The sequence below is a fragment of the Ruegeria sp. CE6 genome (assembly GCF_056537485.1).
Genome location: NZ_JBQFRR010000001.1, coordinates 641,654 through 661,519, shown reverse-complemented (window position 1 = coordinate 661,519; position 19,866 = coordinate 641,654). Strand labels below are relative to the sequence as shown.

At 59.8% G+C, this 19,866-nt stretch carries 18 protein-coding genes; 3 read left to right on the top strand and 15 right to left on the bottom strand.

The window, feature by feature from the left end; genetic code table 11:
• Positions 1-50: 50 nt before the first annotated feature.
• The 6 genes from cobS to ACR0DK_RS03250 all read right to left on the bottom strand — a co-directional run bounded on the left by cobS (position 51) and on the right by ACR0DK_RS03250 (position 8,485).
• On the bottom strand, positions 51-1,037 hold the full coding sequence (gene cobS / locus ACR0DK_RS03275; protein ID WP_010437533.1) for a cobaltochelatase subunit CobS: 987 nt from the start codon (positions 1,035-1,037) through the stop codon (positions 51-53).
• A gap of 145 nt (positions 1,038-1,182) precedes the next feature.
• Positions 1,183-4,530 (bottom strand): error-prone DNA polymerase, encoded by a 3,348-nt coding sequence (locus ACR0DK_RS03270; RefSeq protein ID WP_480734741.1) that lies wholly within the window; start codon positions 4,528-4,530, stop codon positions 1,183-1,185.
• Entirely contained in the window at positions 4,527-6,002 is a 1,476-nt protein-coding gene (locus ACR0DK_RS03265) for a Y-family DNA polymerase (RefSeq protein WP_480734740.1), read from the bottom strand. The genes ACR0DK_RS03270 and ACR0DK_RS03265 overlap by 4 nt, the downstream gene beginning before the upstream one ends.
• A gap of 101 nt (positions 6,003-6,103) precedes the next feature.
• The gene (locus ACR0DK_RS03260) at positions 6,104-6,835 is read right to left on the bottom strand and encodes an amino acid ABC transporter ATP-binding protein (RefSeq protein WP_480734739.1); all 732 of its coding nucleotides are present in this window, start codon (positions 6,833-6,835) and stop codon (positions 6,104-6,106) included.
• Complete coding sequence (locus ACR0DK_RS03255) at positions 6,835-7,668, bottom strand: amino acid ABC transporter permease (RefSeq protein WP_010437538.1); 834 nt, start codon at positions 7,666-7,668, stop codon at positions 6,835-6,837. Before ACR0DK_RS03255 ends, ACR0DK_RS03260 begins: the two co-directional genes overlap by 1 nt.
• Position 7,669: 1 nt before the next feature.
• Positions 7,670-8,485: an ABC transporter substrate-binding protein gene (locus tag ACR0DK_RS03250; RefSeq protein WP_480734738.1), complete on the bottom strand. Its 816-nt coding sequence runs from the start codon at positions 8,483-8,485 to the stop codon at positions 7,670-7,672.
• Positions 8,486-8,807: 322 nt separating this feature from the next.
• On the opposite strand from ACR0DK_RS03250, the gene ACR0DK_RS03245 reads away from it, so the two are divergent.
• On the top strand, positions 8,808-9,368 hold the full coding sequence (locus ACR0DK_RS03245) for a CHAP domain-containing protein (protein ID WP_170392689.1): 561 nt from the start codon (positions 8,808-8,810) through the stop codon (positions 9,366-9,368).
• Positions 9,369-9,538: 170 nt separating this feature from the next.
• On the opposite strand, the gene ACR0DK_RS03240 is transcribed toward ACR0DK_RS03245, so the two are convergent.
• Together ACR0DK_RS03240 and ACR0DK_RS03235 are read right to left on the bottom strand one after the other, a co-directional pair.
• The gene (locus ACR0DK_RS03240) at positions 9,539-9,964 is read right to left on the bottom strand and encodes a GFA family protein (RefSeq protein WP_480734737.1); all 426 of its coding nucleotides are present in this window, start codon (positions 9,962-9,964) and stop codon (positions 9,539-9,541) included.
• A gap of 241 nt (positions 9,965-10,205) precedes the next feature.
• A complete protein-coding gene (locus ACR0DK_RS03235) occupies positions 10,206-11,597 on the bottom strand; it encodes an aminotransferase family protein (protein ID WP_480734736.1) in 1,392 nt (463 codons plus the stop codon).
• A gap of 221 nt (positions 11,598-11,818) precedes the next feature.
• On the opposite strand from ACR0DK_RS03235, the gene ACR0DK_RS03230 reads away from it, so the two are divergent.
• Positions 11,819-13,447, top strand: coding sequence for an acyl-CoA synthetase (locus ACR0DK_RS03230; protein WP_480600959.1), 1,629 nt, complete (start codon positions 11,819-11,821; stop codon positions 13,445-13,447).
• On the opposite strand, the gene ACR0DK_RS03225 is transcribed toward ACR0DK_RS03230, so the two are convergent.
• The 6 genes from ACR0DK_RS03225 to ACR0DK_RS03200 all read right to left on the bottom strand — a co-directional run bounded on the left by ACR0DK_RS03225 (position 13,444) and on the right by ACR0DK_RS03200 (position 17,956).
• Positions 13,444-13,776 (bottom strand): DOPA 4,5-dioxygenase family protein, encoded by a 333-nt coding sequence (locus tag ACR0DK_RS03225; RefSeq protein WP_170402428.1) that lies wholly within the window; start codon positions 13,774-13,776, stop codon positions 13,444-13,446. The genes ACR0DK_RS03230 and ACR0DK_RS03225 overlap by 4 nt on opposite strands.
• A gap of 88 nt (positions 13,777-13,864) precedes the next feature.
• Entirely contained in the window at positions 13,865-14,503 is a 639-nt protein-coding gene (maiA, locus tag ACR0DK_RS03220; RefSeq protein ID WP_170402426.1) for a maleylacetoacetate isomerase, read from the bottom strand.
• 7 nt (positions 14,504-14,510) lie between these two features.
• A complete protein-coding gene (locus ACR0DK_RS03215) occupies positions 14,511-15,053 on the bottom strand; it encodes a VOC family protein (RefSeq protein ID WP_170392683.1) in 543 nt (180 codons plus the stop codon).
• Between the two features lie 4 nt (positions 15,054-15,057).
• Positions 15,058-15,255: a DUF2783 domain-containing protein gene (locus tag ACR0DK_RS03210; RefSeq protein ID WP_170392682.1), complete on the bottom strand. Its 198-nt coding sequence runs from the start codon at positions 15,253-15,255 to the stop codon at positions 15,058-15,060.
• A gap of 5 nt (positions 15,256-15,260) precedes the next feature.
• Positions 15,261-16,871 (bottom strand): FAD-dependent oxidoreductase, encoded by a 1,611-nt coding sequence (locus ACR0DK_RS03205; RefSeq protein ID WP_170662939.1) that lies wholly within the window; start codon positions 16,869-16,871, stop codon positions 15,261-15,263.
• A 134-nt stretch (positions 16,872-17,005) separates the two neighbouring features.
• On the bottom strand, positions 17,006-17,956 hold the full coding sequence (locus ACR0DK_RS03200; RefSeq protein ID WP_480592556.1) for an MBL fold metallo-hydrolase: 951 nt from the start codon (positions 17,954-17,956) through the stop codon (positions 17,006-17,008).
• A 52-nt stretch (positions 17,957-18,008) separates the two neighbouring features.
• Between ACR0DK_RS03200 and ACR0DK_RS03195 the strand changes: the two genes are divergently transcribed.
• Entirely contained in the window at positions 18,009-18,572 is a 564-nt protein-coding gene (locus ACR0DK_RS03195; protein ID WP_170402422.1) for a DUF2585 domain-containing protein, read from the top strand.
• A 20-nt stretch (positions 18,573-18,592) separates the two neighbouring features.
• Here the strand turns inward: ACR0DK_RS03195 and fahA are convergent, their stop codons facing one another.
• Positions 18,593-19,852: a fumarylacetoacetase gene (gene fahA, locus ACR0DK_RS03190; RefSeq protein ID WP_480734735.1), complete on the bottom strand. Its 1,260-nt coding sequence runs from the start codon at positions 19,850-19,852 to the stop codon at positions 18,593-18,595.
• Between the last annotated feature and the right edge of the window lie 14 nt (positions 19,853-19,866).

Here is a 19,866-nt window from a genome sequence, read left to right as displayed (position 1 = left end):
AAATACCTCCGCCGGAGGCATTGCGCCCCGGAGGGCGCAATTCATATTGCTTAGCCCAAGCTCGCGCTCGCCGCGCTTTCCGGCAGTTCCTCATCAAAGCAGCGCTGATAGAACTCAGCAACCGTCTGGCGCTCTAGCTCGTCACATTTGTTCAGGAACGACAGGCGGAAGGCATAGCCGATGTTGCGGAAGATTTCTGCGTTTTGGGCCCAGTTGATCACGGTCCGGGGGCTCATGACGGTCGACAGATCGCCGTTCATGAAGGCGGTCCGGGTCAGGTCGGCGACGGTGACCATCTGGCTGACGGTCTTGCGGCCCTCGGCGGTGTTGTAATGCGGCGCTTTCGACAGAACGATCATCGTCTCGGCATCGTGGCTGAGATAGTTCAGCGTCGAAACCAGAGACCAGCGGTCCATCTGCGCCTGGTTGATCTGCTGAGTACCGTGATAGAGGCCGGTGGTGTCGCCCAGACCCACAGTGTTGGCCGTCGCAAACAGGCGGAAGTTCGGGTTCGGTGTGATGATCTCGTTCTGGTCCAGCAAGGTCAGTTTGCCGTCATGTTCCAGCACGCGCTGGATCACGAACATCACATCCGCACGGCCTGCGTCGTATTCGTCGAAGACGATGGCAACGGGGTTGCGCAGCGCCCAGGGCAGGATGCCTTCGTGGAATTCAGTGACCTGCTTGCCGTCGCGCAGTTTGATCGCGTCCTTACCAATCAGGTCGATCCGGCTGATATGGCTGTCGAGGTTCACGCGCACGGCAGGCCAGTTCAGACGGGCGGCAACCTGTTCGATATGGGTCGATTTCCCGGTGCCGTGATAGCCCTGAATCATCACCCGGCGGTTATGGGTAAAGCCCGCAAGAATCGCCAACGTGGTTTCGGGATCGAACTTGTAGGTCGGGTCGATCACCGGCACGCGGTCGCTGCGTTCGGCAAAGCCTTTGACTGCCATATCGCTGTCAATGCCAAACACCTCGCGAACCGAAATGTCCTCGGTGGGTTTTGCGTTGATGTCGATCGATCCGTCAGCCATGCGCCTTGTCCTTATCCTTTGGCCCGTTCACCGGGTTTGAACCCGTGTGTGGTGCAACATATTGCGGGCAAGGGCAAGGGAAAGAGGTGACCGGATCACGTTAGCCAGATGTTTCTTTGAAACTGGCCTTATGCTGGCGCGGGTTCTAGTGAAAATCCCGGCTTGGGAACAGACGCTTGGCCTGTTCGCGCGGATGGCGGGCGCTTGGGCCGTTCTGCCGGGGGCGCGGGGTGTCATCCGCTTGCGGTTGGGTGATGCCGATGGCCTCATCCAGCGGATGCCCAAGCTCGGACAGTTTATGCGACATATCGGTGATTTCCTGCGCGATCAGATGCACGACGATCCCCTCGCGCTGCAGATACCCGCGGACCTGCAGCAAGCGCCCGCCCATCACGATGCGGCGAAATCGTTCATAGACCTTGGGCCAGACAACCACATTGCTGACCCCGGTTTCATCCTCGAGCGTCAGAAAGATCACGCCCGAGGCGGTTCCTGGCCGTTGGCGCGTGATCACCAGCCCGCAGACGCTGTAGCGGCCCAGCGGGATGTCCTGCAGCGTGGCATGCGGCACAAGGCCGGGCAGGGACGGGCGCAACAGCTCCATCGGGTGCGAGCGTAGGGTCAGACGGGTCGAGACGTAGTCTTCGACAACCTCCTCGCCCAGATGCATCACCGGCAGGTTGACCTGCGGCTCATTGATGCTCTCGCCATCGATGGGGTCATTGAACAGCGGCAGGGCGCTTCGGCTGCGGATGGCTTTGACATGCCACAGGGCGTCGCGCCGGGTCAGGTCCATGCCGGAGAACGCATCCGCCTCGGCCAGACGGGTCAGAACATCCGGGCGCAGCCCTGCGCGCAGCCACAGCGTTTCGGGGTCCGGATACCCATTGCCGCGCGCGGCCACGATCCAATCCGCATCCTCCTGCTTGAACCCCTTGATCTGGCGAAAACCCAGCCGCAGGGACAGCGCCCCATCGGCGCGGCGTTCCAGCAGATTGTCCCATTCCGAGGCGTTAACGCAGACCGGACGAATCTCGACCCCATGCTCGCGCGCGTCGCGCACGATCTGGGCAGGCGCGTAAAACCCCATGGGCTGCGAGTTCAGCAGCGCGCAGGCAAAGATCGCCGGGTGGTGGCATTTCATCCAGGCCGAGACATAGGCCAGCATCGCAAATGCCGCGGCATGGCTTTCGGGAAAGCCGTAATCGGCAAACCCTTCGATCTGGCCAAAGCAGCGGTCGGCGACCTCGGGCGTATAGCCATTGTTCAGCATTCCCGCGATGAACTTGTCGCGATAGGTGCCAATCGTCCCCATGCGCCGGAACGAAGCCAAGGAGCGGCGCAGGTGGTCAGCCTCTTCCGCCGAAAAACCTGCCCCAACCACGGCGATTTGCAGGGCCTGTTCCTGAAACAGCGGCACGCCCAGCGTGCGCCGCGTCACCTCTTCCAAGGCGGGGCCGAAGGGTTCGGATTTTTCCAGCCCGTTGCGCCGCCGGATATAGGGCTGCACCATATCGCCCTGAATGGGGCCGGGGCGGACGATGGCAACCTCGATCACCAGATCGTAGAATTCGCGCGGTCGCATCCGGGGCAGGAAATTCATCTGCGCCCGGCTTTCGACCTGAAACACGCCCACCGCATCAGCGGCGCACAGCATGTCATAGGTCGCCGTGTCCTCTTGCGGGACGGTGGCGATGCTGAGGGTTTCGCCATTGTACTGCTGCATCAGGTCAAACGCCTTGCGGATACAGCTGAGCATCCCCAGCCCCAGTATATCGACCTTCAGAATGCCAAGCGCGTCGATGTCATCCTTGTCCCACTCGATCACGGTGCGATCTTCCATCGCGGCGTTTTCGATCGGGCAGAGCTCATCCAGCCGCCCTTTGGTGATGACAAACCCGCCCACATGCTGCGACAGGTGGCGGGGGAAGCCGATGATCTCGCCAATCAGGCGAACCGTCTGCATCAGGCGTCGGTCCTTGAGGTCGAGGCCCAGTTCCTGCAGCCGCTCGGCATCAACGCCGCCATTGCTCATCCCCCAGATCTGGCCGGACAGACCTGCGGTGACGTCCTGAGACAGACCCATTACCTTGCCCACCTCGCGGATTGCCGCGCGGGATCGGAAATGGATGACCGTGGCACAGAGGCCCGCGCGGTGGCGGCCATATTTCTCATAAATCCACTGGATCACCTCTTCGCGCCGCTCGTGTTCGAAATCCACATCGATATCCGGCGGCTCACCCCGGTACTTCGAGACAAAACGCTCGAACACCATGGCGATCATGTCGGGGCTGACATCGGTGATGCCCAGCAGATAACACAGGATCGAATTGGCGGCTGATCCGCGCCCCTGACACAGAATCCCCTGCGAGCGGGCGAATTGCACAATGTCGTGCACGGTCAGGAAATAGGCCGGGAAATCCAGATCGGCGACCAGGGCCAGTTCTTTCTGCATCAGTTGCAGTGCACGCTCGGGCGGGCCACCCGGATAGCGCCGTTTCAACCCCTCGCGCGCCAAACGTTCCAGTCGCGCCAGCGGGGTCTCGGTGCTGGCGATTTCGTCAGGGTATTCGTAAGACAGTTCACTCAGGTCAAAGCTGCAGCGGTCGGCGATTTCCAGCGTGCGGCGCAGCGCGCCGGGGTGGTCCTGAAACAGCCGGGCCATATCCGCGTAGCCTTTCAGCCGCCGCTCGGCATTGGGCAGGGCGCGGGTGCCGATCTGGTCAATCGTGATGTGCTCGCGCATACAGGTCAGCACATCGGCCAGTTGGCGGCGGTTGCCACGGTGCATCAGCACATCGCCCACCGCCACCATCGGGGCCGAGGCCCGCAGCGCCGCCTGCGCACAGGCCGCCAGATAGGCCCGGTCACTGCCGTCATAGCGCGGCACAGCGCCCAGAAAGACCGCATTGGGGAATTGCCGCCGGACGGTCTGAATGTCGGGGATGGCCTGTTTCAACCCGGCCTGAGGCAGCGCGATCAGGATCATCCCCTGACAGGCCGCCAGCATGTCTTTCAAATCCAGATGACAGTCGCCTTTCTCGGCCCGTCGCTTACCCAGCGTCAGCAGCCGGGTCAGCCGCTGATAGGCGGCGCGGTCGCGGGGCAAGGCCAGCCAGTGCACCGCGCTGTCGCGCAGAACCAGACGGCAGCCAACGATCAACTTGGGCAGGGCGGGCACATCCGGTTTATCGATCGGCTGCACATGCCCAACCTCTTGCCGGGATGAGGAATCAAGGCGGTGTTGCGAGCGGATCTGAACCGCGCCTTCCGCCTCGCGCCGCAGCTCTTTCAACGCGCTCCAGCCCCGGACCACCCCGGCCAGAGAGTTCCGGTCGGTGATCGCGATGGCCTTCAGGCCCAGCTCTGCCGCGCGGGTTACCAGCTCTTCTGGGTGCGAGGCTCCGGTCAGGAAGGTGAAATTTGTGGTCACGCACAACTCGGCATAGCCGGGGTCCTGCGCGTGTGAGCTGGGCGGGTTCGGTTTGCTCATGCGAATTCCCCATGCACGAACCATCCCGGATTCTGCGGCGTGTAATACAGCCACAATCGCCGCCCCTGTCGCGTTTCAACCTGCCAGTAATCGCGCAGGCCCGTGCGCCAGTTCTCATCTTCCAGCCACCATTCGGGGCAGATGCGTTCGGGGCCGGTTGAGCGGCCTGTGGTCAGCGACATCCGCCGCCAGCGAAAGCGGCGCGGCGGGTGTGGGCCCGATCCGGCGATGGGTTCCGGCGGAAACAGCTGCAGGGGGCGGGGGCGCAGGGCGACCCACCCACCCGCGGGGTCGGAATAGGCGGCGGGCGAGATGATAAAGCTGCGCTCGGGGATGTGGCTTTGCGCGGGTAGCAGGCGGTGGACCTGCTCTAGCCCGATCCGGGTGCCGATGCGGGTGATCAGGTCATCCAGTTGATCCTTGCCCCGGCTGGCGGCGCGACTGATCTGGCGCACCGGCAAGGGTTCCACCAGCGTAGCCTCCAACCGCAGTTGATCGACGCCAAAGCCTGCATCCACCTCGGTCAATCCACGCTCGAACAGGGGCAGGATGCGATATGGATCACGCAAGGGGCGGGCCAGCCGCAGTTCGACCTGCTGATGATCCTGATCCACCCGGCGCAAGGTGATGCACAGCTTGCGCGCGCCCATTTCCTGCGCTTTCAGCTTGTCGCAGAGCCGTTCCAGCAGCCGTTCCGCCCCGGCCATCATGTCAGACAGCAGCCCAATGGGCTCGGGCAGAGTCATGCGCACGCCGTAATGGGGCGGATCGGCCAACGGGGTGATCTGTTCGGGCTGATCCCCCAAGGCCTGATCCAGCCGCATCAGCACCTTGGGGCCAAAGCGGCGCGTCAGCGGCGCGCGCGGGGTTTGCGCCAGCTCGCCAATCCGGCGCAGGCCCAACCGTTGCAGCGCGACCGAGGTATCCTCATCCAGCCGCAGCGCTGCCACCGGCAGGGCGCGAATGGCCTTCAGCGTATCCTGGGTCGCGACCCCTTCGCCATAATGCGCCAAGGCCCAGGCCGCACCGCGTGTGGGGGCAAGGCCGATCTGCACCGCCAGCCCGGCCCGGGCCAGACGCCTGCGCATATCCGTCAGCATCATCTCTTCCCCGCCCGCAAGATGCGCCGATCCGGTGATGTCCAGAACCAGCCCGTCCTCACCCTCGAGCCCGACCCAGGGGCAATAGCGCGTGGCCCAGCGGCGCAGGGCGTGCAGAAACCGTTGATCTCCTTGCGGGTCGGCAGGATGGCTTTGCAGATCGGGGCAAAAGGCGCGGGCATCGGAATAGGGCATGCCGCTGTGCAGGCCTTGCCGCTGGGCCTGCACATTCAGGCAATACACCCGGTTTGCATTGTTCTGTTTCAGCGTCAGAACAAACGGCCCATCCACCGGGCGCAGGCGCAAAGCCCGGTCGCTTGCCAGCCGGGGAAACCAGAGTGAAACGATGCGGCGCTGCATCCCGCCGAACATATAAAACCCCCAAATGTTCTATATTTGTTCTTATATGTTCTTGACCCTCAAAGAGTCGAGTCCTTGAGGGCCAGATCGTCAGGAATTCAGAGCCCGCGCGCTTACTTCAACGCCCGCGCCAGAAAGGCCTGCGTGGTCTGGTGCGAGGGGTGGTCGAACACCGCTTCGGGCGGGCCTTCTTCGATGATCCGTCCGCTGTCGAGGAAACAGATCTTGTCAGCGGCCTCGCGGGCAAAGCCCATTTCATGCGTGGCCATCACCATCGTCATGCCCTGTTTCTTCAGCATCAGAAGAACATCCAGCACCTCGCCCACAAGTTGGGGATCGAGGGCTGAGGTGATTTCATCAAACAGCATGACCTCAGGCTGCATGGCCAAGGCGCGCACGATGGCGACGCGCTGTTGCTGACCGCCCGACAACTGGTCGGGATAATTATGCATCCGGTCGGCCAGTCCGAACCGGGCGAACAGCGCCTCGACCTCGGGCTGCAATTCGGCGCGTGTCAGTCCACGCACCCGGCGGGGGGCGAGCATGACATTCTCAAGCGCGGTCATATGCGGAAACAGGTTGAAGCTCTGGAAAACGATCCCGATCCGGGCGCGCACCGATCGCGGGTTCAGACCGGGGATCGAGATATCCTCGCCATCCAGAAAGATTGCGCCGTCTTCGATGGGTTCCAGCAGGTTGATACAACGCAGCAAAGTCGACTTGCCCGACCCGGATGCGCCGATCAAGCAAACCATTTGGCCCTCATCAACAGTGAGATTAATCCCGTCACAGACCGTGCGGTCGCCAAAGCGTTTCACCACGCCCTGAAGTTCCAGTTTTGGCATCAGCGCCTCTCTCGCATTTGGCGGGCCATCAGGTGATCGGCGTAGCGTGTGGCGGGGATGGTGACGATCAGGAAGATGATCGCCGCGCCCACATAGGGGGTGAAATTCGCCAGTAGCGATTTGAATACCCCCGCCTGACGGAAGATTTCGACCGGGCCGATGAAGCTGAGCAGCGAGACATCCTTTTGCAGCGCGATCAGCATGTTCATCTGTGACGGCACCACGTTGCGGATGGCTTGCGGCAACACCACGTCGCGCATGACCTGCCGTTCGGACAGTCCCAGCGACAAGGCGGCGGCGCGCTGGCTGTGGTGGACGCTGTCGATGCCAGAGCGGAAGATCTCGGCCACATAAGCCGAATAGGTCAGGATCAGCGCCAGCGAGCCCCAGATATAGGGCGAGTTCCACGGGCGCGGCAGGCCTAGTCCCGGAATGCCGAAGCCGATCAGATAGACCGTCAGGATCACCGGGACGCCGCGAAAAATGTCGGTGAACGCCGCGCCAAAGATGCGCAGCGGAAACAGGGCGGGCGATTTGGCATCCCGTGCCAAGGCGATCAGTAGGCCAAGTACCGCGATTGCAGGGGCGGACCACAAAAAGATCATTACGTTGATCCGAAACGCCTCAAGCAGTTTCGGGAAAGTTTTGACCAGCGTCTCGCCGTTGAAAAAGCTCTGCTGAACCTTCGACCACCCCGGCGCCAACGGCACCAGAAAGTAAATCGCGGCCACAACTGTGACCGTGCTTATCGTGGCGATCACCAACGACCTGCGTCGTTGGTGCGCCTCGTACCGTTCGCGGCGGGTCATCCCCGCCGCCTTGTGATCTGCCATGTTACTTGATCAGAGGGACACCAGTGGTGTCCTGCAGCCATTTGGCTTCGATTTCGGCCAGTTTGCCATTCGCTGCGAGTGCCGCCAGCGCCTCGTCCACGCAGGTTTTCAGCGGGTTGCCTTCTTCCATCAGCATGCCGAAATGGTCGGGATTGTCATTTTCATCCGCCGGGAACTGACCGATGACTTTTGAGCCTTCGATCATCACCGCGCTGAGGAACAGGGCGGTGGGCAGATCGAACAGCGCCGCATCGATCTGGTTGGCCGTCATCGCGGCGTTCACATCCGCATTGTCGCCATACAGCAGCGGATCACTGTCGGGCTGGATGATGCTGGCAAGTTTCGGCACCGCCGTGGTCGAGCCGACGGCCCCCCATTGCAGGCCTTTCAACGCTTCCAGCGTTGGGGCCGTTTCGGTTGAATTGGGGCTGACCAGAACCGCCATCGGAGCGGTGTAGTAGGGGGCAGAGAAATCGACCACCTGATCGCGCTCGGGCGTGATCGAGTATTGCTGCATGTTGACGTCGAATTCCTTGGCGCCGGGCTGGATCGCCTCGTCGAAGGACGAGCGGACCCAGACCACATCATCAGCCGCGAACCCCATTTCTTCAGCCACGGCATAAGCAACGGCTGCCTCGAACCCTTCGCCGCTTTCAGGCGCGTCGTCGATCACCCACGGATAGTAGGCCGGGTTGCCCGTTGCGATGGTGAATTTGCCGTCTGTCAGCGTTTTGCCGGCAGCGCATTGTTCCTGCGCATAGGCCGCTGTTGACAAAAACAGAATTGAAGTTGCCGCGATCGAGAGTGTCTTGGACATCCGATACAAACCTCCTGTTGGATTGGGTTGCGGTCAAAGTAATTCTGCCTAACCCGACTGTCCAGCGGATGCTTGATCGTCGACCATCATGAGGGGTTGGCGTTCATGTGTCCGATGACATTGTGCCGGTCTCTTCGCCTGCCAGGAATCCCAAGGACGGCACAGTGAGGAAACCTGTTGCATCAGTGACCGCACGCTCGGCCAACGGTCGGAATGTGGCGCAGGAACTGGCAATATTCTGCCGGGGAGCAGCTGGGCTCTTTTCTTTTTCCTAAAGATATTATTAAAACTGCTTCACCACTCAAACCGGCAAAGAACCTTCTTGCAGTACAACGCACGCAATACCGATACGATCTGGTCGCGCCTGCCCGGCGTCGCGCGAATTGCCGTTGTTTTGGGACTTTTCAGTCTGATCTCGGCCTGTGCCAAGAATCCGAATGAGGTGGACTTGGATCCCGAACGTCAGGCCATGGCGTTGCAAGAGGTCTCAAGAAAACATGCGCTGGGACAAAGAGTGTGGTGCGTGCCCTACGCACGCAACCTCAGCGGCATCGAAATTCGTGGCAACGCCAAGGATTGGTGGGGCAAGGCCCGCAATGGGTTTGACCGGGGTAATGAACCGGAGGTCGGTGCGGTGATGTCGTTTCGGGCCACCAGAGGGATGCCCCTGGGACATGTGGCTGTCGTGTCCGATATTGTCACCGAGCGGGAAGTCATTGTGAACCACGCAAACTGGCTCCGGAATAAGGTGTCGTTGCAGATGGGCGTGAGGGACGTGTCCAAAAACAATGATTGGACGCTTGTCCGGGTTGAAAGCCGGCCGGGCAGTTACGGCAGTTCGTACCCGGTGAACGGGTTTATCTATCCGAATTTTGGTGAGTAATCTAAGCTCTCCGCGCCCCCGCCGATAGCTGGTACGGTGAAGCCGAGCGTCCGACGTGCCGCTGTCATCCGGGCGCGTGTGTTCGGTGGCGGGTATGTTTACATTGACACATGATCAATGACTGCAGGGCAGCGCAAAGCAGCCACTTGAAAACCAGGTGGCTTCCTCATCTAACGATATCCGTCTGGGTCGTTAGGGGTGTGTAGCAATGTGCCTTCAAACGCGTCGAGATCATCAGTCATTTGCAGCCAAGGCAATTTGCTTTGCTTGTTGACGTGAAAAGTCGGTTTGAAATCTTCCGGGTTTTCGAGCGACGCTGCGTAAAGGTGCATACCACCCGGATAATGATCGGCTTCAAATCCAATAGGTGATCCGCACGTCCCGCAAAAGTGCCTGAAAACGCCTTTGGAACTTTCATAAGTGCCGGGTTTATCGCCGGTCCACTCAAAGTTCTCTATCGGCACGCCTAACCAGGCAACCACCGGCGCGGCACAATTCCGACGGCAATCATCACAGTGGCAATAGCATGCCCATGTTTGACCGCCCTGGTAGGCCCAACTCGTTCTTTTACACAGACAATACCCGCGCGTCGCCATTCGATTTCCCTCCCAACCTCCTGAAACATAGGATGCAGGCAGGTTTTGAGATGGATATTTTGGGACGTTTCATCAGCAGAAAACGTCGGCGCTCAGGGCCAATTTGGACTCTTTCCCGCCATTTGAATGAAAATTGAGTATCTTTGGCATCAGCTCATACGCTTGGCTGATGTCCTCATGAAAAGAAACCCGCCGAAATTTGGCGGGTTTCATGTGGTTCAATGGTAGTTCGTTGCCTAGATCAGCCGAACACACGCCCCAGCGCGCCGTCTACGGCGTCGGTGATCTGATCGATGTCGTCCGCTGTCGCGATCAGCGCTGGCGAGAAGCACAGCGTGTTGTTGCGGCTGGGGATCGAGCGGTTGGTGGCACCGATGATGACGCCCTGCGCCATACAATCTGCGACAACGGCCTGAACGCGCTTTTCGTCCATCGGATCCTTGGTGGTCCGATCGGTTACTAGCTCGGCGCCAAGGAACAGACCCTTGCCGCGCACGTCGCCGATGACTTTGTGCTTTTCCATCAGCGCCTGCAGGTTGCCCATCATGCGATCACCCATGTCGACGCAGTTCTGCAGCAGGTTTTCATCCTTAATGATGCGCATGTTTTCAACCGCTGCCGCCGGACCGGCAGTGCAGCCGCCAAAGGTCGAGATATCACGGAAATAGTTCATCGGGTCTGCCGCGTCGTCTTTGAACATGTCAAAGACTTCCTCGGTGGTGACCATGCAGGCGATCGCGGCATAACCCGAGGCAACGCCCTTGGCCATGGTCACGAAGTCCGGCTTGATGCCGTACTGCTGATAGCCGAACCACGTGCCGGTCCGACCTACGCCGCAGACAACCTCGTCAATGTGCAGCAGGATGTCGTATTTCTTGCAGATCTCCTGCACGCAGGGCCAATAGCCTTCAGGCGCTTCGATGACGCCACCGCCTGCGGTCACGGGCTCAAGGCACAGGGCGCCAACGGTGTCGGGGCCTTCGCGCAGGATGACCTCTTCGATCTGATCTGCAGCCCATTCGCCAAAGTTCTCTTCAGGTGCGCCGTCCAGCTCGTGCTTGCGGTACTCCATGCAGTGAGGCACGCGCACGAAATCGGGTGCAAAGGGACCGTACTGCGCGGTGCGCTCGTCCTGACCACCTGCCGACATGGTCGCCAGGGTGGAGCCGTGATAGTCGCGGTCGCGATACAGGATTTTGGTTTTCTTGCCGCCATATTTCTTGTGCGCGATCTGGCGGATCATCTTGAACGCCTTCTCGTTCGCCTCAGAACCTGAATTGGTGTAGTACACGCGGCTCATGCCCGGCATCTTGTCGATCAGCATTTCCGCGAAATTCGAACCGGGGATCGAGCCTGCGGTGTTGGCGAAGTAGCACAGCTTCATCAGCTGGTCATAAACCGCCTTACAGATAGATTCGCGGCCATAGCCCACGTTCACGGTCCAGACACCGCCTGATACGGCATCCAGGTGCTCTTTGCCCTTTTGGTCCCACACGCGCATGCCTTTGCCTTCGACAATGATACGGGGATCGTTGGTCTCAAACGGCTTGTGCTGGATCAGGTGATGCCAGAGGTGGGCGCGGTCGGCTTCGACGACGCGGGAAAGATCGTTTTCGTTGAACGTGCCGTCCATGACATGTCCTTTCAAAAGTGGGGCGCGCGGGGAATCAGTAGGTCCCGGCGGGCGCAAAGTGACGTGATACTGCAGATCAACGCGAATGGTGCGCGTGAAGTAGGGCCAGATTAGCCCATAGGATATCTCCAGTGTAGCTCAAACGCGTATTAATACGGGTTTGTTATGACGTAAACTTTGTGCTCAATACGACAATCTGACGAGTTTGGGAGGATCGCCGGATGACAGCCACACCTATCTACCAGCAACATCTGGATAAAACCCCGGCGAATTTCACGCCGTTGTCTCCGCTGAGCTATCTTGAGCGGACGGCGGCAGTGTATCCGGATTACCCATCCGTTGTGTATGGCGAGCGCCGGTATAGCTGGGCAGAAACCTATGCGCGGAGCCGACGTCTGGCCAGCGCGCTGACTACGCGTGGCGTAGGCGTGGGCGATACAGTCTCGATCATCGCGGCCAATATCCCCGAGCTGTATGAGGCGCATTTTGGCGTGCCCATGGCAGGGGCGGTGCTGAACGCGATCAACACGCGGTTGGATGCGCCGATCATCGCCTTCATTCTGAACCATGCCGAAGCCAAGGTTCTGCTGGTCGATCCCGAGTTTTCAGGCGTCGTGAAACAGGCGTTAGGACAGGTGGATCACAACATTCTGGTGATCGACATCGAAGACGCCAGTATTGACGGTGGCGAGCGATTGGGAGATCTGACCTATGAGGGTCTGTTGGCCGAGGGTGATCCGGAGTTCGACTGGTCTTTGCCCGAAGACGAATGGGATGCGATCACGCTGAACTATACCTCGGGCACCACCGGCAACCCCAAGGGTGTAGTCTATCACCACCGCGGCGCGGCGCTGAACGCGACGTCGAACATTCTGACATGGGGGATGCCGCAGCATTCGGTCTATCTGTGGACCTTGCCGATGTTCCACTGCAACGGCTGGTGTTTCCCGTGGACGATGGCGGCCAATGCGGGCACCTCCGTCTGCCTGCGCGCCGTACGGGACGAACCGATCTATCGCGCCTTCCGAGAAGAGGGCGTAACGCATTTCTGCGGCGCGCCGATCGTGCTGAACATGCTGGCCAATGCACCGGATCACCTCAAGGATTTCACGCAGCAGATCAAGGCGATGACCGCTGGCGCTCCACCGCCGGCCAAGGTGATCGAAGCGATGGAAGGGATGGGTGTCGAGGTTACCCATGTCTATGGGTTGACCGAGACTTATGGTCCATCCGTCGTCTGCGCCTGGAAGGACGAATGGAACGACAAGGGTGCAGAGGACCGCGCCGCGCTCAAGGTGCGTCAGGGTGTGAAATACGTGGCATTGTCTGGCTTGATGGTCGCAGACCCTGAAACCATGGAGCCTGTTCCTTCGGATGGCGAAACCATGGGTGAGATATTCATGCAGGGCAACATTGTCATGAAGGGCTATCTCAAGAACGCCGAGGCGACAGACAAAGCCTTCAAGGGCGGGTGGTTTGCCTCGGGAGATCTGGGCGTGATGCATCCGGATGGCTATATCGCGCTGAAGGATCGGTCCAAGGACATCATCATCTCGGGCGGCGAGAATATCTCATCCGTTGAGGTCGAAGACACGCTTTATAAACACCCGGCCGTGATGGAGGCGGCGGTGGTGGCCCGCCCGGATGAGAAATGGGGTGAAACGCCGTGTGCATTTGTTGAATTGAAACCGCAGGCAGAGGCGAATGAGGCGGAGATCATCGCTTTCTGCCGGGATCATATGGCCCATTTCAAAGCACCCAAGACGGTTGTGTTTGGGGCGTTGCCCAAGACGTCGACGGGGAAGATTCAGAAGTTCATCCTGCGCGACCGGGCGCGTGAATTGGGTTAATCGAAGATCGACAAATCAAGCGGCAGCATCTCGCCCATCCAGATAGCGCGATCCCGGTGATCAGCCAAGTGATCGCCGGTTTCTGGATGCGTAAAGATGGTCAGCCCTTGCCGGTTCAGGATCAGCCAGGGAAAGACCTGATCAAAGGCTTCGGCGGGAAAGCCCAGCTGGCAACTCCATCGCGGATGCGGGCCAACATTACGCGCATGCATGTGGCCCATCTGGACAGCGGGAAACAGACGCGCGGCCTCTTCACAGACCTGCCGTGCCGTGTCCTGAGTGTCGGCGTCGAAATAGACATGGGCGTGGTAGCCGGTGATCTTGGGCATGGGGTTCTCCATCTGTCGTTGCATAGAAACCTAAGGACGGCGCGAGGATTTGTGCACCCGCACCGCCACACAGACTCTGTGCGCCGGTTCAGAGCGGAGCGTGCAGGTCAGGATGGGCTGCGGCAAAGGCCGAATGCTCGGCGCAGACGGCCTCGACTGCTGTCAGGCGTGGCATATCGGATAGATCAACTTCCCACCGGCGCGCATTATAAAGCTGTGGGATCAGGCAGATATCGGCCAGACCCGGCGTTTCACCGGTGCAGAACGGGGATTGATCAAAGCCGCCCAGCAGCGATTCAAACGCGAGCAGACCCGGCCGGATGAAGTGACGCATCCAGTCGCCGGGCATGTCGCCTGCACCTTGGGTGAGCGCGGTGGCATGTTTGGCAACCGACAGATTGCAGACCGGATGGATATCCACCGCGATACTGTGCGCCAATGCCCGCGCCGCGGCTCGCTTGGCCGGATCGGTTGGCAGCAGACCCAGTTCGCGGGTCTCATCCAGATAATCGATGATCGCCAGCGATTGGGTCAATCGAACCCCATCGATATCCAGCACCGGGACCAGACCTTGCGGGTTGCGGTCCAAATGATCCGGGGCGCGATGCGCCCCGTTCACCAGATCCACGACGACCGGGCGGTAGGTGATCCCAGCCAGATTCAGTGCAATCCGCACCCGGTAACTGGCGGACGAACGCCAGTAATCAAACAGAACCACTTCGGACATACGATGGTTAGCCTTTGCTTAGTTCCTTGGCATGCAGCCAGTCGGCATGCTGAGGGGCTCGTTTGGTGCGCGACCATTCTTCGAGCATATCCCATTTGACCGAATCCAGCCGGGCCAGCATGGCCTCTTCCTCGGGGTCGGGGCAAGCCAGTTCCACCCGGTGACCGTTCGGATCGAAGAAATAGATCGAATGAAAGATCGAATGATCCGTGACACCCAGAACCTCGACGCCGTTGGCTTCGAGATGGTCCTTGAATGCGATCAGCTCATCACGGTCCTTCACCTTGAATGCGATGTGCTGCACCCAAATCGGCGTGTTGGGATCGCGCCCCATTTCCGGCTTGGTAGGCAGCTCAAAAAACGCCAGCACATTGCCATTTCCGGCATCCAGAAACAGGTGCATGTAGGGATCAGGTTCATGGGTGGAGGGCACATGGTCTTCGGCAATCGCCAGAATGAAATCCATGTTCAGCATCTTGCCGTACCATTCAACGGTCTCTTTCGCGTCCTTGCAGCGATAGGCGACGTGGTGAATCTGTTCGATTTTCATGGGCTTACTCCTGTTTCAGGGCTGCGGCATCCAACGCCTGCTTCAGCACCGCGTTGTCGCCGATGTGGTTTGCCAGAACCAGCACAAGGCGCGCGTTGAACGCATCGCTTTCGGCTTTCTCAAGCCCTTCATGGGCGGCCACCAGATCGGCATAGAAATCGTCTGCCTGGGTCAGATTGGATGAGAGGATCAGATCAGCCATGTCGCTTACTCCTTGCCTGTGGCGCGGCGCACCGCGTGCCGGAATGCATTTTCTTCGTAGGTGTCGCGGCGGGCGGCCACGTGCTGATCGGGACGGATCAGATAAACCGCTCCGCTGGCATCGCCTAAATAGCGGCGCTTCAGCGTCAGGGTCGGGTCGTCTTTGACCGAGAGTGCCAGGCGTTTGACGATGATGCCATCGACCTCGATCTCATCTGGTGCATCGGCGTCGATGGTCAGCAGCGTGAACTGTCCAGCCAGTTTAGGCAGTAGAAAGCCATCACCCAAAGGCGCATCGGGACAGGACGCTCCGGGGCGCGTCAGCGTCGGCCCATTCAACGCATCCGCCGAATTCAGCGACGAGCCGTCATAGACGCAAGGTACGCTCAGGCGGCCAGAATTCACCATCGGGCGGGCGAAGTCATAATGTTCGCTCAAGTCCAGCACCGCGTCGCGCAGGATGCGGGACATCTGCGATTTCGGGGTGATGAAATCGGTCGAGCGGGTCGAGTTGAGGATGTTCTCGTCCGCGCCGTGAATGCGTTCCTGATCGTAGCTGTCCAGCAAAGACTCAGGTGCGCTGCCCTCAATCACCAGTTTCAGTTTCCAGCACAGGTTGTCGGTATCCTGCACGCCCGAGTTTGCGCCCCGTGCGCCAAACGGGCTGACCTGATGGGCACTGTCACCGGCAAAGATCACGCGGCCATGGCGGAATTGCTCCATCCGGCGGCACTGGAAGGTGTAGATGCTGACCCATTCCAGCTCGAAATTTACCTCCTCGCCCAGCATGGCCTTGAGGCGTGGGATCACGTTTTCCGGGCGCTTTTCGCGTTCCTTGTCGATATCCCATCCCAGTTGCAGATCGATGCGCCAGACGCCATCGGGTTGTTTATGCAGCAACGCAGATTGGCCCTTGTTGAAGGGCGGATCGAACCAGAACCAGCGTTCCGAGGGGAAGTCGGCCTCCATAATCACATCAGCGATCAGGAAGTTGTCTTCGAACACACGGCCTACAAAATCCTTGCCCATCATGGCGCGCATAGGTGAGCCCGCGCCGTCGCAGGCGATGACCCAATCCGCCTCGATGGTGTATGAACCCTCAGGCGTTTCGACCTCAAGCTTGACGTGATCGGGGTGGGTTCCAACGGCTTCGACCTTGTTGCGGCCGCGGATTTCGATCGGTGCACCCTGCGCTTGCAATTCGCGGACGCGGTCGACCAGAAACTGCTCGAAATAGTATTGCTGAAGGTTGATGAAGGCCGGGCGCTGATCGCCGCTGTCGGGCTGCAGGTCGAACTCGTAAACCTGACGTTCGTCGAAGAACACTTTGCCCTTGTTCCAAAGAACGCCTTTGTCCACCATCGGCTGCCCGCAACCCAGACGGTCGAGGATTTCCAGCGGGCGTTTGGCAAAACAGATGGCGCGGCTGCCGAAGCTGACCTTGTCGTTGTCGTCCAGCACCAGCACCTCGACCCCTTGCTGGGCCAGATCGATGGCGGCGGCCAGACCCACCGGACCGGCCCCGACAACGATGACCTTGTGGCGCACGGGCGCTGGCGCGGATTGATCCGGGCTGGCCTCGTAGGCATAAAGTGGAACTTCAAAAATCTTGTTCACTCTCTCTCTCCCATTTCTGGCGCATCGGGCGCACCTCATCTGTTCCCCGGCACAGTTGCGCCGGAGGTCTTGCGTTAGAGTTTCACCGTCAAATCCGGGCCGCCACGATCTGGATCAAATCCGGCCCGGAATTCTTAGCCCTGCAGGGCCTCCCACATCTCCAGATCGCGCTGGGCGGTCCAGATCCGGGGCGTGTCGATGCCGCGGGCCTCGTCATAGGCGCGGGCAACATTGAAGGGCAGGCAGTGTTCGTAGATCGCATAGTCAGCGAATTTTGGGTCGCATTCTGCGCGCACGGCGTCCCAGGCTTCTTTCAGCGAACCGCCACGCGCCGCGACCTTTGCTGCCGGGCGGTAGGTGCTTTCCACGAAACCGCGGGTGTTTTCGATGGCCGCGTTGACCATGTCTTTACCGATCAGAGCGTCGCCGCGCCCCGGCGCGATAGCGTCTACGTCGAACCACTTGATTTCGTCCAGCGTATCTCCCCAGTCGCTGAAATGCCCATCGCCGCAGTAGCAGGCCGAATGGTATTCGACGATGTCACCGGTGAACATGACATTCTGATCGGGCACGTGGATGACGATATCGCCAGCGGTATGCGCACGGCCCAGATGCATCAGGTCGATCCGGCGGTTGCCCAGATAAACCGTCATTGTGTCGCTGAAGGTGGTGGTGGGCCATGTGAGGCCGGGGATGCTTTCGTGTCCTTCAAAGAGACGCGGGAAGCGTTGGAATTCGCTGTCCCAGTCTTCCTGACCACGTTCAACCACCATTGCGCGCGCCATATCCGACATCAGTATCTGTTGCGCACCAAAGGCGCTCGCGCCCAGCACGCGTACTGCGTGGTAATGGGTCAGCGCCACATGGGTGATCGGCTTGTCAGTCACCGACCGCACGCATTCGATCACCTTGTTGGCCAGACGCGGCGTCGCCTGCGCCTCGACAATCATCACGCTGTCATCGCCGATGATCACGCCCGAGTTCGGGTCGCCTTCGGCAGTGAAGGCATACAGCCCTTCGCCCACCTCAGTGAAGCTGATTTTCTTTTCCGACATGTCCCCCTGGGACGCAAATGCCTTGGCCATATCAGTGATTTCCCTTCTGGACAGCGACTGGCTTTGATGATGTTGTCGCCATATGTTTGAACGTCGATTTTTGCCTTATTGGGCAACCGCTTGTGTTGTCATTGCCTGCGCCATCATCCTGCTGTGGATGGGCCGCGAACCGATTTGCAAATGCGGTTATGTCAAGCTGTGGCATGGTGAAACCTTCAGTTCCGAAAGCTCGCAGCATCTGACCGATTGGTACACGCCCAGCCACATCATTCATGGCTTTCTGTTTTACGGTCTTCTGTGGCTGGTGGCGCGCCGCCTTGCCGTTGGCTGGCGGTTGTTCATCGCCACCTTGATAGAAGTCGCGTGGGAGATTTCCGAGAACACCAATGCCGTGATCGAACATTACCGCGCGGTCACGATCTCGCTGGATTACTACGGCGACAGTGTCGTCAACTCGATCGCCGATATTGGCGCGATGATGCTGGGGTTCTGGTTGGCGCGTCGCCTGCCGATCTGGATGACGGTCACCATTGCGCTGGGATTCGAGATCCTGACCACCACGCTGATCCGCGATGGTCTGACGCTGAACGTGCTGATGCTGCTTTATCCCATCGAGGCCGTTAAGGACTGGCAGAGCGCGCTCTGAATATGCGGACTGGACCTGCATCAATCTCTGGCGAATGGATTTTCGAGTGCGGGCAGCACAGTGCCGGTGCAATCGCCGAACCCGATGGAATAGCCGTCGCCCTTGGCTGCGCCGGTCAGGGTCAGCGTGTCGCCGTTCTCGATGAAGGTGCGGGTCTCGCCTGTGTCCAGCGTCAGCGGCTCTTTCCCGCCCCAGCTGAGTTCCAGAAGTGATCCGCGCTCTGGCTTGTTCGGCCCCGAAATGGTGCCGGACCCCAACAGGTCGCCCGTGTTCATCGGACACCCAGACGTCGAGTGATGCGCCAACTGCTGCGCCGCCGAGTAATACATCTCGCGATAATTGGTTCGTGCGATGGTCGTGGCGTCTTTATTCTCGGGCGCCATCGTTACGGATAGATCGATGTCATAGAGCATCGGGCCGCAATCCTTCAGGTGGTCCAGCAGTGCAAACTCACGGTCGGGCGTATCGCAGCGGAACGGTTCCAGCGCCGCTTTGGTCACGATCCACGGACTGATCGAGGTCGCGGTCGCCTTGGCCTGAAATGGCCCCAGCGGCTGGTATTCCCAGGCCTGAATATCGCGCGCGGACCAGTCGTTTAGCAGGACATAGCCAAAGATGTTGTCATCGGCTTCCTGCACTGAAATTGGGCCGTCAGACGGTGTGCCCACGATTGCACCCATCTCTAGTTCGATATCAAATCGACGGCTGGGCAGGAAAGCAGGCAGGTCCTGATCGGGCGATTTCAACTGACCCCAGGGGCGACGGATATCCGTGCCTGAAACGACAACAGACGAAGCGCGGCCGTTATAGCCGATGGGGATGTGCAGCCAGTTCGGCGGCAACGCGTTTTCCGGGCCGCGGAACATGGTGCCCACGTTCTGGGCATGGTGGCGGCCCGCGTAGAAATCGGTGTATTCGCTGACGGCAAAGGGCATGTGCATCTCGGCCTCGTCCTGCGGGATCAGCAGACCTTCGATCTTGTGCTGTTCGTCCGAATCTTCAGCCAATAGCGTAGAAAGGCGGTCGCGCAATGCAGCCCATACGGCAGGGCCTTCTTCCATTAGCGGATTCCAGAAGGGCAGATCGAACAGCGGCTCATCCGACAGCGCGATTAATCCATCAGCTTCGGCAGCAGTCACGTCGAAGATCATGTCGCCGATGGCAACGCCGCAGCGGGGCTCGGTGGTTTCGGTCGAGAACACGCCATAAGGCAGGTTGTTCAGCGGGAAGGGGTGGTCGGCGGAATTGGCCGATGCGACCCAGGATTTCTTCAAAGGCATATTGCGTCCTTATG

Bases quoted from the DNA above. Each gene is read 5' to 3' on its own strand.
- cobS (WP_010437533.1), bottom strand. From the start codon at position 1,037: ATGGCTGACGGATCGATCGACATCAACGCAAAACCCACCGAGGACATT.
- ACR0DK_RS03270 (WP_480734741.1), bottom strand. From the start codon at position 4,530: ATGAGCAAACCGAACCCGCCCAGCTCACACGCGCAGGACCCCGGCTAT.
- ACR0DK_RS03265 (WP_480734740.1), bottom strand. From the start codon at position 6,002: ATGTTCGGCGGGATGCAGCGCCGCATCGTTTCACTCTGGTTTCCCCGG.
- ACR0DK_RS03260 (WP_480734739.1), bottom strand. From the start codon at position 6,835: ATGCCAAAACTGGAACTTCAGGGCGTGGTGAAACGCTTTGGCGACCGC.
- ACR0DK_RS03255 (WP_010437538.1), bottom strand. From the start codon at position 7,668: ATGGCAGATCACAAGGCGGCGGGGATGACCCGCCGCGAACGGTACGAG.
- ACR0DK_RS03250 (WP_480734738.1), bottom strand. From the start codon at position 8,485: ATGTCCAAGACACTCTCGATCGCGGCAACTTCAATTCTGTTTTTGTCA.
- ACR0DK_RS03240 (WP_480734737.1), bottom strand. From the start codon at position 9,964: ATGGCGACGCGCGGGTATTGTCTGTGTAAAAGAACGAGTTGGGCCTAC.
- ACR0DK_RS03235 (WP_480734736.1), bottom strand. From the start codon at position 11,597: ATGGACGGCACGTTCAACGAAAACGATCTTTCCCGCGTCGTCGAAGCC.
- ACR0DK_RS03230 (WP_480600959.1), top strand. From the start codon at position 11,819: ATGACAGCCACACCTATCTACCAGCAACATCTGGATAAAACCCCGGCG.
- ACR0DK_RS03225 (WP_170402428.1), bottom strand. From the start codon at position 13,776: ATGCCCAAGATCACCGGCTACCACGCCCATGTCTATTTCGACGCCGAC.
- maiA (WP_170402426.1), bottom strand. From the start codon at position 14,503: ATGTCCGAAGTGGTTCTGTTTGATTACTGGCGTTCGTCCGCCAGTTAC.
- ACR0DK_RS03215 (WP_170392683.1), bottom strand. From the start codon at position 15,053: ATGAAAATCGAACAGATTCACCACGTCGCCTATCGCTGCAAGGACGCG.
- ACR0DK_RS03210 (WP_170392682.1), bottom strand. From the start codon at position 15,255: ATGGCTGATCTGATCCTCTCATCCAATCTGACCCAGGCAGACGATTTC.
- ACR0DK_RS03200 (WP_480592556.1), bottom strand. From the start codon at position 17,956: ATGGCCAAGGCATTTGCGTCCCAGGGGGACATGTCGGAAAAGAAAATC.
- ACR0DK_RS03195 (WP_170402422.1), top strand. From the start codon at position 18,009: ATGTTTGAACGTCGATTTTTGCCTTATTGGGCAACCGCTTGTGTTGTC.
- fahA (WP_480734735.1), bottom strand. From the start codon at position 19,852: ATGCCTTTGAAGAAATCCTGGGTCGCATCGGCCAATTCCGCCGACCAC.